The sequence below is a fragment of the Streptomyces sp. NPDC001549 genome (genome assembly GCF_042894025.1).
In the GTDB taxonomy this organism is placed as follows: Bacteria; Actinomycetota; Actinomycetes; order Streptomycetales; family Streptomycetaceae; genus Streptomyces; species Streptomyces kutzneri.
The window spans coordinates 41,759-56,911 of record NZ_JBIAVJ010000025.1; the positions used below are offsets into that span (position 1 = coordinate 41,759).

General features: G+C 73.0%; 13 protein-coding genes. 8 read left to right on the top strand and 5 right to left on the bottom strand.

What is annotated here, in order from left to right; translation table 11 throughout:
- Positions 1-82: 82 nt before the first annotated feature.
- The gene (locus tag ACFY04_RS32630; RefSeq protein WP_199810350.1) at positions 83-208 is read right to left on the bottom strand and encodes a class III lanthipeptide; all 126 of its coding nucleotides are present in this window, start codon (positions 206-208) and stop codon (positions 83-85) included.
- 254 nt (positions 209-462) lie between these two features.
- Between ACFY04_RS32630 and ACFY04_RS32635 the strand changes: the two genes are divergently transcribed.
- The 8 genes from ACFY04_RS32635 (at position 463) to ACFY04_RS32670 (ending at position 6,575) form a co-directional block, all read left to right on the top strand.
- A complete protein-coding gene (locus ACFY04_RS32635) occupies positions 463-1,488 on the top strand; it encodes a hypothetical protein (RefSeq protein ID WP_389122352.1) in 1,026 nt (341 codons plus the stop codon).
- Between the two features lie 143 nt (positions 1,489-1,631).
- The gene (locus ACFY04_RS32640) at positions 1,632-2,306 is read left to right on the top strand and encodes a hypothetical protein (RefSeq protein ID WP_389122354.1); all 675 of its coding nucleotides are present in this window, start codon (positions 1,632-1,634) and stop codon (positions 2,304-2,306) included.
- Between the two features lie 44 nt (positions 2,307-2,350).
- Positions 2,351-2,650: a hypothetical protein gene (locus tag ACFY04_RS32645; protein ID WP_389122356.1), complete on the top strand. Its 300-nt coding sequence runs from the start codon at positions 2,351-2,353 to the stop codon at positions 2,648-2,650.
- 30 nt (positions 2,651-2,680) lie between these two features.
- Positions 2,681-3,217 (top strand): hypothetical protein, encoded by a 537-nt coding sequence (locus ACFY04_RS32650; protein WP_389122358.1) that lies wholly within the window; start codon positions 2,681-2,683, stop codon positions 3,215-3,217.
- A 228-nt stretch (positions 3,218-3,445) separates the two neighbouring features.
- On the top strand, positions 3,446-4,048 hold the full coding sequence (locus ACFY04_RS32655) for a hypothetical protein (protein ID WP_389122359.1): 603 nt from the start codon (positions 3,446-3,448) through the stop codon (positions 4,046-4,048).
- 109 nt (positions 4,049-4,157) lie between these two features.
- Positions 4,158-4,631, top strand: a complete 474-nt coding sequence (locus ACFY04_RS32660; protein WP_389122362.1) for a hypothetical protein — start codon at positions 4,158-4,160, stop codon at positions 4,629-4,631.
- 161 nt (positions 4,632-4,792) lie between these two features.
- Positions 4,793-5,356 carry a hypothetical protein gene (locus ACFY04_RS32665; RefSeq protein WP_389122363.1) on the top strand — a complete coding sequence of 188 codons (564 nt, stop codon included), beginning with the start codon at positions 4,793-4,795 and terminating at the stop codon, positions 5,354-5,356.
- A gap of 199 nt (positions 5,357-5,555) precedes the next feature.
- The gene (locus ACFY04_RS32670) at positions 5,556-6,575 is read left to right on the top strand and encodes a serine/threonine-protein kinase (RefSeq protein ID WP_389122366.1); all 1,020 of its coding nucleotides are present in this window, start codon (positions 5,556-5,558) and stop codon (positions 6,573-6,575) included.
- 79 nt (positions 6,576-6,654) lie between these two features.
- Here the strand turns inward: ACFY04_RS32670 and ACFY04_RS32675 are convergent, their stop codons facing one another.
- The 4 genes from ACFY04_RS32675 to ACFY04_RS32690 all read right to left on the bottom strand — a co-directional run bounded on the left by ACFY04_RS32675 (position 6,655) and on the right by ACFY04_RS32690 (position 15,123).
- A complete protein-coding gene (locus tag ACFY04_RS32675) occupies positions 6,655-6,885 on the bottom strand; it encodes a response regulator transcription factor (protein ID WP_389122367.1) in 231 nt (76 codons plus the stop codon).
- Between the two features lie 189 nt (positions 6,886-7,074).
- Positions 7,075-9,513 (bottom strand): SpoIIE family protein phosphatase, encoded by a 2,439-nt coding sequence (locus ACFY04_RS32680; RefSeq protein WP_389122370.1) that lies wholly within the window; start codon positions 9,511-9,513, stop codon positions 7,075-7,077.
- Between the two features lie 130 nt (positions 9,514-9,643).
- Positions 9,644-10,318 (bottom strand): 4'-phosphopantetheinyl transferase family protein, encoded by a 675-nt coding sequence (locus tag ACFY04_RS32685; protein WP_389122372.1) that lies wholly within the window; start codon positions 10,316-10,318, stop codon positions 9,644-9,646.
- Positions 10,315-15,123 carry a type I polyketide synthase gene (locus ACFY04_RS32690; RefSeq protein WP_389122374.1) on the bottom strand — a complete coding sequence of 1,603 codons (4,809 nt, stop codon included), beginning with the start codon at positions 15,121-15,123 and terminating at the stop codon, positions 10,315-10,317. Before ACFY04_RS32690 ends, ACFY04_RS32685 begins: the two co-directional genes overlap by 4 nt.
- Positions 15,124-15,153: the final 30 nt, after the last annotated feature.

Here is a 15,153-nt window from a genome sequence, read left to right on the forward strand (position 1 = left end):
GGCAGCAGCGGCTGCGGCAGCGGCCGTCGGGAACGGTGGGTCCGTGCGGGGGCGCGCCGAGCCCACGCACGGACCCGGCAGGTCAGTTCGGGTTCTGCGGCTCGCGCGGAGCCTTGCAGCAGTCGCTGCTGCTGCTCGTCAGGCTGATGGTGGCGGCAGCACTGGGCGTGACGCGGGCCTCCATGTTCTGAAGCTTGAGGACGCTCATCCGGATCACCTCCTCGAAGGTCGGGTGCGCGGGTCGCGCTGATGTGGATTCCTTGCCGGCCGATCGGCAGGTCCGACTCAACGCCATCCGCTCCACCCGCACATGGGCGGTGGCCCCGCATAATCTCCGCCCGCGCCCCCCACCGGAATGCCGCCCGGCACGGGGAGGAATGGTGGTGGTCCGCACGCTCCGGCCGGCGGCACCCGGTGTGGTAGAGAAGGGCGTTGTCAGAGGCGGTGTCTAGCCTCGGGGGTATGTCTGAGACTTCCACGGGTGCGCCCGACGACCTGAATGCCCCGTTCGACGGTCCGCGGTGGACCGTGCAGTGGGCCGACGGCCCCGTACCGGACCAGCGGCGGCTGCGTCCCCTCATCGGCCACACCGGAACGGTTTCGGCGATCACCACCGCCGTTCTCGACGGGAGCCCGGTGGTCGTCACGGCAGCCGCCGACCGCACCCTGCACGTCCGGGACCTGACCACCGGTCAGCCGGTCACGGCCCCCGTGACCGGCCTGGAGGGCGAGGTGACCGCCATGGTCGCATCGGTGGTGGACGGGCGGCCGGTGGTCGTGACCGCAGGCTCCGGTGACACCCTGCACCTGCTGGATCCGGTGGGCGGGGAACGCCTCGGCGAGCCCGTCACCAGCCACCACGGCCGGGTGCTGGCCCTGGCCGGCGCGACCCTGGACGGCCGGCCGGTCGTGGTCACGGCCGGCGCCGACCGCACCGCGGCGATCTGGGACCTCGCCACCCGCCGCCCGGTCGGTGAACCGCTCACCGGCCACACCAGCAGGGTGACCGCCGTCGCGACGGCGGAACTGGCGGGGCGGCCCGTCGCGGTCACCGGAAGCTGGGACAAGACCGTACGGCTGTGGGACCTCACCACCGGCCGGCAGATCGGCGAACCCCTGACCGGCCACACCGACTGGGTGACATCGGTGGCCACCACGCTCGTCGACGGCAGGCCGGTCGCGGTCAGCAGGAGCCGGGACAAGACGGTGCGCCTGTGGGACCTGGCCACGATGCGGGAGACCGGCGAACCCCTGACCGGCCACACGGATCCGAACGGGCCCATGGTCGTCACCGACGGGGGCGCCCGGCCGGTGCTGGCCATCGGCCAGGGCCGGGCCGTGCGGTTCTGGGACCTCGCCACGGGGCGGGAGGCCGGGAACGAGTACGCGCTGCCGCTGCCGGCGGCCGCGCTCGGGGCCGCGCCGGGCGGGCGGCTCGTGGTCGCCTTCGGCCCGGAGGTCACGGTGCTGCGCCCGGCGGCAGGTTGACTCAATCGGACCGTACCCCTCCGGTCGGTCGGGAGAATCTCAGGAGCAAGAGGCGGTGATCGACCGTGCGGGTGGGGGCGAGTGAATGCGCCGCTGACGTACGGAGGTTCACCGATCCCCCCAGTACCGTGAGAGGCACCACGATGACCACACACCGCGTCAGGCGTTACGCGGCACGCACGTTGACCATGGCGGTCGCGGCCTGCGCCGTCGCTGCGGCGACCACCCTTCCGGCATCCGCCGCCGACCAGCCGACCAGGCAGCTGCTCATGGCGGACTGTGCCTCGGGCGAAGGCAAGTGCACCTTCAACTCGCCCCAGCTCGGGGAGGCGTACCTGGGTGAGCTCCGGCAGGTGTCGAACTCGCTGTTCAACTGCAGCACGTCCGACTCCACCCAGTCGATGACCTGGGACGACACGGTGGGCTCCACCGACTCGCTGGGCGTCTCCGTGACGGCGGGAGGTAACATAGCGGGCATCGTTGACCTGAGCGTAACCGCGAGTTACAGCCATAGTTGGTCGAGCAGTCATTCGGAGAGCAGCTCGCTCAACATGACGGTGAAGCCCGGCGAGGTCGGATGGATCTCACGTGCCCAGGTGATGCAGAAGGTCTCCGGTACCTGGCAGACCCACTACGACAGCCCCAAGTGGAGCCACTACTACTGGTTCTTCCAGGACACGATCACCAGCCCGGCCAAGAACGGCACGGACGGCAAGAGCAACGCGGTGGTGGTCAAGACCCGCAAGATGACGCCCTCGGAGAAGCGCTCCTGCGCCGCCGAGGGCCACCAGGGCCACACGTTCGTACAGTCCCGCTGAACCACCCCGGCCCCGCCCCGCTTCCCGGGGCGGGGCCGGACCGCATGGGCCGCACCCGGTCCGGCCGGTACGAGGAAGCCCTGACGGCGACGGACGGGGCCGCGCGGCTCTACCGGGAGCGGATGGCCGACGCCCGGGCCGGGCGGCTCGAAGCCCTGGGCGCGGCCGCCTCGCTCGCCTGCGTCCTGGTGTTCCGCTGCGAGGCGCTGTCGAAGCCCGGCCGGTGGGAGGAGTGCCTGCGCACCGCCTCCGAGGCCGTGGCCCTGAGCCGCACGCAGCAAGGCCGACGCGCCCTTCGCCGCGCCGCTGGGCGCCACCCGATGGGCCTCGCCACAGCCCTGTGAGGACTCGGCCGCCCGCAGGAGGCCCTCGCGATGGCCCGGGAGTCCGTCGGCCTGTACCGCAGGCTCGCCCGCGCGGACGCCGCGTACCGCCCGCAGCTCGGCAGCGCGCTCAGCCTGCTCGGCGTGGCGCTGTCCCGTCTGGGGCTGCACGCCGAGGCACGGAAGGCCACCAAGGAGTCCGTCGCGCTGTACCGGCGGCTGACCTCGGCGGATCCGGCCGCGCACGCCGTCGGGCTCGCCCAGGAGGCGGTGGACCTCTACCGGCAGCTGGCGCGGGCCGAGCCGGCGGTCCACCGGCGGGACGTGGCGATGGCGCTCGGCAACTCGCCCGGACCCACTTCAGCCGGGAGGCGTCGCCGGCCGCCGCGGAGGAGTCGGTCGCCATCCTGCCCGACCTGGGCCAGGGCGATCCCCGCGTCCACGGCGCCCTCCTCGCAGACGCGCTCTCCCTGCTCGCGGCGGCACCGGCCGGCCTCGGACGGCTCCAGGAGGCGGCCGGCTGCGGGCACTGACCGCGCCGCCCGGAGCCGAATAGCGGGACCGCCGCCCGGCCGGGCTGCCGGGTGAGGGGCGCTTTTAGCCGGTGTTCCTGAGGGTGTCAAGTCCCGAGTTTCCGGAACATGACCCGGATGTGGCCCCCGGGGCTTACTTGTGGTGCGGGCCTCACCGGAAACAAAACGAGGCAGACGAAAGAAACGGAATACCTCCCCGAGGATCCCTTCTCTCGCCGATATCACCGCAGCGTCCCGGAAAACCGGGCACGTCTTATACCTCTTGAACCTGTAGGAGAAAGTCATGAACCGCAAGATGCACACCAGCAACGTTGTCCGTCCCAGCCGTCGCGGTTTCCGCATCGCCACTCTGGTCGCCGCGGCCGCTGTGGTCACAGGAGGAGTCGTGCTTCCGGCGTCCATGGCCTCGGCCGCTCCGGTGGCTTCCCACGTCGCTACGGCCCTCCCGAACGGTGGGGGCGCCGGAGGTGACGGTGGCAAGGGCGGTACCGGCGGTCTCGTCGGTGGCGCCGGTGGCGCCGGAGGCTCCGGTGGCGGCAGTGTCCTGGGCACCGGCGGCAAGGGCGGCAACGGCGGTACCGGTGGAGACGGCTTCCTGGTCGGCGGCGCCGGCGGCGGTGGCGGCGGTGGCGGCGAAGGCCGCATCGGTGGCGCCGGTGGTAACGGTGGCGACGGCGGCTTCGGCGTCCTCCAGGGCGGCAACGCCGGTGGCGGCGGCGGGGGCGGCGACGGCTTCATCAAGGGCGGCAAGGGCGGCAACGGCGGCAACGGCGGCTTCAGCTTCTTCAACGGAGGCAACGGCGGCAAGGCCGGAGACGGCGGCCTCGGTGGCCTGATCGGTGGCGCCGGCGGCAACGGCGGCGCCGGTGGCGGCAGCCTCTTCTGACCGCTCACCGCAGTACCCGGCTCAACGGGGTGGAGGCCTTCGGGCCTCCACCCCCCACCCCCCAGTCCCACCCCCCTCGTCGGTATGTGCCGAAACGGAGAAACCCCTCATGTTCACGAAGCCCTGGCAGCGTCCGATCATCCTGGTCACGGCCTCTCTGGCCCTCGTCACCGGTACGGCGTGCGCCGCGCAGGCGTCGCAGTCCCACACCCCCACGGGCATCAGCGCCTCGGCCCCGGCCGACCAGCCCGAACACTGCATCGGGTTCGGCGCCGGCGGCAAGGGCGGAGAGGGCGGCAAGGGCGGACGGGGCGGCGAGCCCGGTCAGCCGGGTGAGCCCGGCAAGCCCGGCGGGACCGGCTGCTTCAAGTTCGAGGACCTGCCGGACAAGCCGAAGGCGGATCTGACGGTGGTCGACAAGGTGCGCATCGTGCTCATCGTGCTGGCGGCCGACGACCCGGACGAGACCACGAAGAAGATCGCCGAGAAGTACAAGATCTCGGACGAGCAGATCGACACCTGGAAGAAGTACTACGTCGACGGCGACTGGTTCGCCCTGATGGCGGACGACGTCCGCTCGTGAGGCCCCGGCGCCCCGGCCCTCAGCGGGCCGGGGCGCCGGCGAAACCTCGGGGAACGAACGGCCGGACATGAATCGGCCCATTCGACGGAAATGCGGGAAAGCGGGAAATCGGGAGACCGCAACCGCGTCACGGAAAACAATTCCAGGCAAGGGAGAATCTCATGCGTACGCGATCCACGAAGTTCCGGCTCGGTCTCATCATTTCGGCGACTCTGATCGGCGCGGGTGCGATGGCACCGGTCGCCACGGCGGCCCCGGCGCCGTCCGCCCAGACGGTCTCCGCGTTCGGCAGCGGCGACGCGCGTCCGGGCGGGGGCCGGTTCGACGGCCGGGCGGCGCTCGGCGGAGTCAAGGTGGACAAGGGCAGCGTCCGGGTCGGCGACCGGGTCTGTGCGGGCAACTGCGAAGGATCGGTGAACGGCACCCAGGGCGGCAAGGGCGGAATCTGCGCCGGGCTGTGCAACGGGAGCGCCAACGGAGGCAACGGCACCACGGGCGTGCCGGGCGGCAGCGGTACGAACGGCGGCAAGGGCGGAATCTGCGCCGGGACCTGCAACGGCAGCGCCAACGGAGGCAACGGAGGCAACGGCGGGGTCGCGCTGCCCGGTGGTGACGGCGGCAAGGGCGGCAACGGCGGGGACGGTGGCCTCTGCTTCGGCTTCGGCTGCGGGACCACCGGTGGCTTCGGCGGTAACGGCGGCGCCGGCGGCAGCGACGACGACTGACCGCCATGGATCGCAGTGCGCACCGTGACCGGTTCCCTTCGGGGACCGGTCACGGTGCGCGTCCGTGTGCGCGTCCGTGTGCGCGTCCGTGCCGCTCGACGGGGCGGCGCGCGGATGGGCCGCTCGATAGACTTCCAGGTATGGAAGAGCGGCCTGCCGCGTCCGGCGGCGTCACCCAGCCGGGTGAGGGGGGCGTCCGATGAGCGAGGTGTCCAACCTCAGCGTGTACGCGGGCCGTGCCTCGGGCCTCATCGGCAAGCGGATCGCGGGCTACCGGGTGGAGCGCATGATCGGCCGCGGTGGCATGGCCGTCGTCTACTGCGCGAAGGACCTGCGCCTGGACCGTACGGTCGCGCTCAAACTGATCGCCCCCGAGCGCGCCCGCGACGAGACCTTCCGGCGCCGCTTCACGCACGAATCGCGGGTGGCCGCGTCGATCGACCACCCGCACATCGTGCCCATCTTCGAAGCCGGTGAGACCGACGGCGTCCTCTACATCGCCATGCGCTACGTCTCCGGCCTGGACCTGCGCGCGCTGCTGGACCGCGAGGGCCCGCTGCCCGTGGCGACCGCCCTGCGCATCGCCGCCCAGGTGGCATCGGCGCTCGACGCGGCCCATGACCACGATCTCGTGCACCGGGACGTCAAGCCCGGCAACATCCTGGTCGCCGCGGGCACCGACAGCGAGCACCCCGAGCACATCTACCTCACGGACTTCGGGCTGACGAAGAAGTCGCTGGCGCTGACCGGGTTCACCACGGACGGCGAGTTCGTCGGCACGCTCGACTACATGGCGCCGGAACAGATCTCGGGCAGGCCGGTGGACGGCAGGTGCGATCTCTACAGTCTGGCGTGCGTCGTCTACGAAACCCTCGCCGGCGGGCCGCCCTTCCAGCGCGAGGAGGATGCGGCGCTGTTGTGGGCGCACCAGTACGACCCCCCGCCCCCACTGACGGAACGGCGGCCGGGAATCGCTCCCGCCGCCGCCGACGTACTGACCAAGGCTCTGTCGAAGCTTCCCGAGGACCGCTACGGGTCCTGCCTCGAATTCGTGGCCGCTCTGCGCGACGCCACGGGAGGCGGCACCGGCCGTTACGCCGATCCGCCGTCGCGGGAGGATTCCCGTCCCCCCGGTGTCCCGGGGGACTCCGTGCCCCCGAGGGAGCCCCCGGTCTGGGCCCGGCCGGTCTTCTACGGCCTGCCCGGCGGCGGTCCGTAGACCGCCTCGCCCGTCACGGGCGTTTCCGCATTCCTTCGTACGTCGTTCCTGCGCGATCCGTGCGCGGTTCCTGCGGCTGTCACAGCCCCATGGAGATGGCCAGGCGGGTCATCTCGGCCGTGGTGCTGATGTTCAGCTTGGCGCGGATGCGGCGCAGGTAGGCGTCGACCGTGTGCTTGGAGAGCCCCATCTGGCGGGCCGTCTGCAGGTAGGTGCAGCCTGCGGCGATGTGTCGCAGTGCCTCCTGCTCGCGCGGGGCGAGGGTGGGGGCGGCGGCTTCGGTCTGCGGGGCGACGAGGGTGAGACTCATGATTTCCTCCGACGGAGCGGCCTGGTCATCACTGCTCACGTCCTCGGAAGCAGGGGACGTATACCGGAATGTCGGTGTTTGTCCCTGATAAAGAGCTTGTCGGCGGGACTTCATGGAGGTGTCCGTCGACTGTCACAGGCGCGTCACAGGGAACATTTCCGTGCATATCACCCGGCCTCGTACGCGTCCTCAGTACTCGCTGAGGGACTGCTCGGCCCAGATGGTCTTGCCGATGGCCGCGTGCCGGGTGCCCCAGCGCTGGGCGAGCTGGGCGACCAGCAGCAGGCCCCGCCCGCCCTCGTCGAAGGTCCGGGCCCGCCTCATGTGCGGGGCGGTACTGCTCGCGTCGGAGACCTCGCAGATCAGGGTGCTGTTCTTCTCGTGGATCAGCCGCAGCTGGATGGGCGGCTGGCCGTACCGGATCGCATTGGTGACCAGCTCGCTGACCAGGAGCTCGGTGACGAAGGCGGCCTCGTCCAGACCCCAGGACGTCAGCTGGTCGGTGGTCTGGCGCCGGGCCGTGGCGACCACGGAGGGGTCGGAGGGCAGGTCCCAGACGACGACCTGGTCGGCGTGCAGGCCCCGGGTCCGGGCGACGAGCAGGGCCACGTCGTCGTCCGGGCGGTGCGTCAGCATGGCCGTCAGTACGCGGTCGCACACCGCGTCCAGCGTGTCCGCGGGCCGGACCAGGGCCGCGAACATGCTGTCCAGCGCCTCGTCGATGTCGTGGTCGCGGGCCTGCAGCAGACCGTCGGTGTACAGGGCGAGGATGCTGCCCTCGGGCAGTTCGACCTCGAGCGTCTCGAAGGGCAGACCGCCCAGGCCCAGCGGGGGACCGGCCGGGACGTCGAGGAGGTACACGGAGCCCTCCGGGGAGACCACTGCGGGCGGCGGGTGGCCGGCCCGGGCGACCGTGCAGCGGCGGATGACCGGGTCGTAGACCACGTAGAGGCAGGTGGTGCCGATGCCCCCGGCCGTCTCCCCGCCGGACTCCTGGTCGCCCTCGTCGGCGGACAGGTGGATGACGAGGTCGTCGAGGTGGGTGAGCAGCTCGTCGGGTCCCAGGTCGACATCGGCCAGGGTGCGTACGGCGGTGCGCAGCCGCCCCATGGTGGCGGTGGCCCGGATGCCGTGGCCGACGACGTCCCCCACGACCAGCGCCACCCGGGCGCCCGACAGCGGGATCACGTCGAACCAGTCGCCGCCCACCCCGGCCTCGCCGGCCGCGGGCAGGTAGCGGGAGGCGATCTCCAGCGCGGCCTGGTCGGGCAGCGTGTGCGGGAGCAGGCTGCGCTGCAGCGTCATGGTCGTCGTGTGTTCCCGGCCCGACCGGTACGCGTTGCGGATCCCGGCCGCCGCCCGGGCCGTGAGTTCGCCGGCCACCCGCAGGTCCTCCGGCTGGAAGGGCTCCCGGCGCCGGTGGCGGCTGAAGACGGCCACACCGAGCGTGCCCCCGCCGGCCCGCATCGGCACCACCATGATCGAGTGGGCCCCGTACTCCCCGATCCAGGCGGCCCCGGGGTCCTGAGCCGCCCACCGGGCGAGGTCCGGGTCCGCGGCCCCGTACACGGCGCCGTGGCCCGCGACCAGCGCTTCGACGGGCGGCGAGAGCGGCGGATAGCTGGTCGTGTCCCCGACGGCGACGCCGGACTCGGGGGTTCCGTCGAGGACCGACCGCGCCGCGGCGCGGCACACGGTGACCGGCCCGTCAGCCTGGACCGAGGACGGCTCGTCGCCGCGCGGGAGCGGTTCCAGCAGGTCGACGACCGCGAAATCGGCGAACCGGGGGACGGCGGCGTCGGCCAGCTCGTGCGCGGTGCGGACACTGTCCAGCGTGGTCCCGATCGGCGCGGTGTCGACCTCGTCCGTCAGGAGCATCTGGTGCTGGACGCTCTCCACCCCGCTCCGGTCGTGCGCGGCCAGGCAAACGGCGCGCACCCGGCCGTCCGGGTCCCGCAACGGCGCCAGCGAGGTGGCCCAACCGTGCTCCGCGCCGGCGCCCGTCGGGTGGACGAAGGCCTCCATGTACTGCGGCTCACCGGAGTCGAACGCCAGGCGCATCCGGCGCTCGGTCTCGTCGCTCACGGGATCCGGCGCGATCTCCGGCAGCCGTAGACCCCGCATCTCGGCCTCCGTCAGGGAGAGCGTGCGCTCCATGCCGGCGTTCGCCCGCACCAGGCGCAGGTCCGCGTCGAAGACCGCCAGAAAGCACGGGGACTGGGTGAACGCCCATTCCTTCATCGGTTCGTCCCAGGGAGAGCGGCGCGCGCCCCCGACGGCGGACACCACGAACCATTTGGTGGTCCCGCCGCTGGACGTCCAGCGGTGCGCGAGCAGGGCCACCTCCATGCGGTGACCGTCCCGGTGGCGCAGCGCCACCGTGCCGCTCCACCGCTCCTGCTCGGACGGCACCCGCCGCGCCGCGTCACCGAGGACATCGGCGAGCCGGTGGGCGGCGGGCAGCCCCACGACCTCGGACGGCACATAGCCGAGCAGCCGGGTCGCGCCCTCGCTCCACTCGGTGATGACGCCCTGCTCGTTGATCGTCGCCGAGGCCGTGTAGGCCGACTCGAGGGAGGCGCCCGTCTCCTCGGGCCGCTCACCAGGAGAGGTGGGAACTTGCTCCATCGCCACTCATCTCGCCCTCGCTCGTTCCGCTGCCGCCGTCCCACGGGGGACGTGCACGGCCAGGCGCTCCTCTGACCAGAATGATCCAGCCGGGCAAGGAGCACCAACGCAGTACCGTCACGCGGGGCACTCAGCCACCCGGGTGCGCGAGGACGAGGGCGAGCGCCGCGTCGTCCGCCCGCCAGACCATCGCGCGGCGCCGTCCGCCGAGGAGGGGCGGCCGGAGGCCGAGGATCGGGATGCCGCGCGGAGCGGCCCCGAAGACCGCGCTCCGGTCGGCCTTGACCGCGGCCTCCTTCAGAGCCCAGGCCCCGGTCATGGCGTCGGGCCGCTCCCTGCCGACGAGGGAGAGCTCCTCGGGCGACAGGAAATGGTCCGCGACCCGGCGTACGGCGTCGGCCGAGCCGATCTCGCACAGGTCCACCCCGACCGGTTCCGGCGCGAGAGCCGCGGCGACGTACCCGGCCGTGTGGCTGATGGAGACGTACAGGGCGGGCATCGGGCTGCCGCCGACGACGACGCGGGGGCTGCCGTCGTCCCGGGGGAGGATCTCCACGCCGTCCGCCGGCGCGGAGACCACCTCGCCCACCAGCCGCTTGGCGAGCAGCCGGCCGGCCGTCCACTCGGCCTGCCGCCAGGCCCGCAGCTCCCGGAGCACGCGCCGCTCGGACGGTGAGAGCGGCGGCACCTGGCGGAGCTCGTGGGCCCGGGCCACGATCAGGCGGGCTCCGCCCCATCGGTGGACCCGGCCCGGCACGATCGGCCGGAAGACGGCATCCACGGCGGCGGTCACGGCGGCGGTCACGAGACCGGGACCGGGTCGAGGAGCAGCAGCTCGCGCGCCAGCGCGGCCACGGCCTGGCGGATCTGGCCGGGCGTGTGGTCGTACGTGATGAAGAACCGCAGCCGGGCCAGCTCCTCCGGTACGGCCGGATGGAGGATGGGGTTGACGCTGATGCCCTGCTGGAACAGGGCCTCCGCGAGCTGCAGGGTCTTCAGCGAGTCCCCGACGATGCACGGCACGACCGGTGTGTCATGACTGTCCCCGGTGTTGATGCCCGCCTCGCGCGCGAGGTGGACGAAGAGCGCCGCGTTCTCCGAGAGCCGTGCCACCCGCTGCGGCTCTGCACGCAGCATGCGCAGTGCGGTCAGAGAGGCCGCGGTGTCGGCCGGGGTCATCCCGGCGCTGTAGACGAAGCCCGGCACGGTGTAGCGCAGGTACTCCACGACCGGGCGGCTCCCCGCGACGTAGCCGCCGCAGCTCGCCAGCGCCTTCGACAGCGTGCCCGACCAGAGGTCGACGGCCGAGCGGTCGATGCCGTAGTACTCACCGATGCCGCGGCCCGTCCGGCCGATCGTCCCGATGCTGTGCGCCTCGTCGATCATCAGCAGCGCGCCGTGCCGGCGCTTGACGTCGACGAGGGCGGGCAGGTCGGCGATGTCCCCGTCCATGCTGTAGACGCCTTCGACGACGACGAGCACCCGCCGGTACTGGTCGCGGACCTGCGTCAGCAGGGCGTCAAGGGCGGCGGCGTCGTTGTGGGGGAAGGGCCGCCGGGTCGCGCCGGAGAGCCTGCACCCCTGCAGGATGCTGTCGTGCGCGAGGGAGTCGTGGACGATGAGGTCCCCCGGTCCGACGAGGTGGCCGATCACGGTGACGTTGGTGGCGTGGCCGTTGGCCAGGGTGATCGCCGCTTCGCACCCGAGCAGGTCGGCGATCTCGCTCTCGAGTTCCAGGTGGAGCGGTCGGCTGCCGGAGAGCAGCCGGCTGGCGGAGACCGAGGTGCCGCAGCGCTCTATCGCCTCGTGGGCCGCCGCGTTCACCTGCGGGTGGGTCGCCATGCCCAGGTAGTTGTAGCTGGAGAAGGAGAGGAGCTCCCGGCCGTCGACGACGGTGGTGTCCGTCAGCGCGCCCTCGTGGACGAGGAAGTACGGATTGGCCAGCCCCAGCCCGGAGAGCGTGGCGATGCGCTCGGAGTGGGCGGTGACCTCCGGGAAGCACTCGATCCGTGTGTGCTGCTCGGGCAGCGGGGAGGCGGCCGGGTCCGTGGCCGTCGGCGGGCCGGGGGCCAGGGAGACGGGCGGGTCTGCGGGCGGGTCTGCGGGCGCCGCCGCCGGGGCTTCGCCGGTTCCGCAGCGCTGCTCGGGGACGGGGGCCGGTACGGCGTCGCCGCAGCCGCTCGCGATCATCGCGGCGATCCCTCCGACGGTCGGCCGGTCGGTGGCCGTTTCGTCACGGGTCCACTGCGGCCACTGCCGCTTGAGGGAGGTGAACAGGTCGGTCAGCATCAGCGAGTCGAACCCGAGGTCGTCGATCAGCAGCTGGTCATCGCGCAGATGGGCCACGGGGAACGCGCTGACGCGGGCCACGTGCGCGAGCACGGACTCCGTGACCGTGGTGATGTCCCCGGTCGGCGACGGTTCCTCGTCGGCGGGTACGGCGGGTACGGCGGGGGCGGCGGGCGCCGTGGGAGCGTCCGGGGGCACCGGGGTGGTTTCGGCCGTCGCCGGGGCGACGGCCTCCGCGGCCCGGTTCCGCTCGGGCAGGGTCTCGGCGAGGCGGGCCAGCAGCGCGGCCTCCGTGGCCGGGTTCGGCCCGGGGAGGGTTTCGGCGAGGCGGGCGAGCAGCGCCGTCTGCTGCTGGACCAGCTGGAGCAGTTCGTCCATCGGGTGGAGCGGCGAGCCGTTCATCGCGATCTCCTCGGGGGATACGGGCCGGGCCTGGGGCCGGGCCTGGGCCTGGGGCTGGTGGGAGGGGGCGGAGGCGCCCGTCGTCCCGCCGCGCCGGCGCGGCACCCAGTACGACTGCGTGGCGAGCTTCGCCACCGGCAGGTCGAGCAGCCGGCGCTCCTCCTGGGGAACCAGGGCGCGCGGGTCGACCGGGGCACCCAGGACCGCGAGCCGGGCGAGGGCCCGGACGAAGCCCCGGCCGCCGTCCGGCGCCACCCCGGCGACCGGGACGACGTGGACGTCGCCGTGGTCGGTGAGGTTGCGGCGGACCGAGGTCAGGAGCGAGTTGCCGCCGGTCACCTGGAGGAAGACCCGTGCCCCCTGGTCATAGGCGGTGCGCACGGCATCGCCGAACCGGACCGGCGCGGACGCGTGGCGGGCCCACAGCTCGCGCAGCCGCTCGGGGTCGCTGCAGACGGCCGCGTTCACGGACGAGACGAACGGCAGGACGGGGCTGCTGACGGGGCGGCCGGCGAGGTCCGCACTCATCTTCTCGTCGGCGGCGGCGAGCCGCGGCGAGTGGAAGGCGTTCGACACGTCGAGCGCCACCGTGACGACCCCCGCCTCGGCGCAGGCCTGCCGCATGGCGTCGAGACCTTGCGGCGTACCGCTGACCACGACCTGCCGCGGCTGGTTGAAGCAGGCGAGCCACACGTCGTCGATGCCGGTCACCAGCCGACGGCAGGTCTCCTTGTCGGTCTGCACGGCGAGCATCCCGCCGCGCAGGCTGCTCTCGGCCTCCCGGAGGGTCGCGCCCCGGTGCACCAGCAGCCGTACGGTGTCCTCGTCGGTGAGGGCGCCGGCCGCCGCGGCCGCTGCGAACTCCCCGACGCTGTGGCCGAGGACCAGGTCGGGCGCGATGCCGAAGCCGGCGAGGAGCCGGGTGGCGGCGATCTGGACGGTCCCGAGCAGCGGCTGGCACACCTCGGTGGAGGCGAGCAGGCGCCCGCTCTCCTCGGCGTCGCCCCCGGCGGTCGCCGCCTCGCCGTACAGCAGGTCGCCGATGTCGAAGCCGGTGGCCTCGCGGGCCGCGGCGCCCAGGCCGTCGACGGTCGCCCGGAAGCCGGGGAACCGCTCGTAGAGGTCCCGCATCATGCCGGGCTTCTGGCTGCCCTGACCGGGGAAGAGGAAGGCGAGGCGCCGCCGCTCGGCCGGCAGCGGGGCGTCGGCGGCGCAGGCGTCGTCACCGAGGTCGCCCCGCTCGCCCTCGACGAGCTGCTCGCGGGCGTGGCGCAGCCGCCGTACGAAGGCCTCCGTGTCGTCGGCCACGATCGCGAGCCGGGCCGTCAGCGGCCGGCGGGAGCCCAGGGTGTGGGCCACGGCTGCCAGCGGGGCGGGGTCCGCCGTGTCGAGTGCGTCGAGAACGTCGCCGATGTGCTGGTCCAGGAGCTCGGCACTGCCGGCCGAGAGCAGGACGAGCCGAGGGCCGGTGTCCAGGGTGTCCCGCGTGTCCCCGGTGTCCCCGGTGCTCCGTTCCGGAAGACGGCCGGCGGCAGGGTCGGGGGCGGGCCGCTCCTCCAGCACCACGTGGACGTTCGTCCCGCCGAAGCCGAACGAGCTGACGGCGGCCCGGATCGGAGTGCCAGACTCCGGAAAGGGCCGTGAGGCGTCGGCGAGACGCAGGCCCGCGGCGTCGATGCCCAGCCCCGGGTGCGGGGCGGTCTTCGGCTGCGGAACGATCGTCCGGTGGTGGACGACCAGGGCCGTCTTGATCAGTCCGGCGATGCCCGCGGCGGACAGCGAGTGTCCGATGAGGGCCTTGCCGGCGCCGACGTAGCACAGCGAGGGGTCGTCGTCGGGGTACTCGGTACGCAGTCGGCGCAGCGCCTCGACCTCGGCGCGGTCGCCGGTGGCGGTACCGGTCCCGTGGGCCTCCAGGAAGCCGACCGTGGACGGGGCGACCCCCGCGTCGTCGTACGCCCGGCGCATGGCGCGCAGCTGGCCTTCGGGAGCGGGCGCCAGCGGCCCGGGGGACGCGCCGTCGTTGGCCGTGCCGATGCCCTTGATCACCGCGTAGACCCGGTCGCCCGCGGCGAGCGCGTCGGCGAGCGGCCGTACGACGACGGCGCCGGCGCCCTCACCGAGGACGAAACCGTCGGCCCCCTCGTCGAAGGGGCGGCAGACCCCGGTGGCGGACAGCGCCCGGAGCGTGGAGAAACCGATCAGGCTGTCGGGGGTGAGGCTGAGGTACACGCCACCGACGACGGCGATCCGGCAGCTGCCCTGGCGCAGCTGGGCCATGGCCTGGTCCAGGGCGACGAGCGAGCCGGAGCAGGCGGCGTCGACGGTGAAGCTGGGCCCGCCGAGGTCGAAGTGCCGGCTGACGGTGCCGGGGGCCATGTTGAGCAGGCTCCCCGGCAGGCTGAAAGCCTGCACGGTGCCGAGCGATCCCGCGTGGTCCTTGACGGCGTCGAGGAGGCCGCCGGGGTCCGCCGCGGCCTGCCGCGCGTCCTCGGCCAGGGCGATGGCCCGGATGGGGGCCGACATGAGGTCCTTGTAGTCGGACACCGACATGCCGCAGAAGACCCCGGTGTTCTCCCGGTCGAAGTCGCCCCGGCCCAGCCCCGCGTCGTCGAGGGCCTCGCGGGTGACGTCCAGCAGCAGCCGGTGCTGCGGGTCCATGGCCCGGGCGCGAGCGGGCGGTACGCCGTAGTGCAGGGCGTCGAAGCGGTCCACGTCGTCCAGGAAGGCGACCTGGTCGGTGTACGCGGCATGAGGGGCCGACGGATTGCCGGGTTCGTGGAAGGTCTCATGGTTCCAGCGCTCCTTCGGCACGGCGGAGAACTGCCGTTCCCCGCTCAGCAGGAGCTTCCAGTAGGCGCTGATGTCGGGAGCGCCGGGGAAGCGGCAGCCGAGTCCGGTGATGGCGATGTCGGTCATGGGAGTTCTTCCTTGCCGTGAGGGGGGACG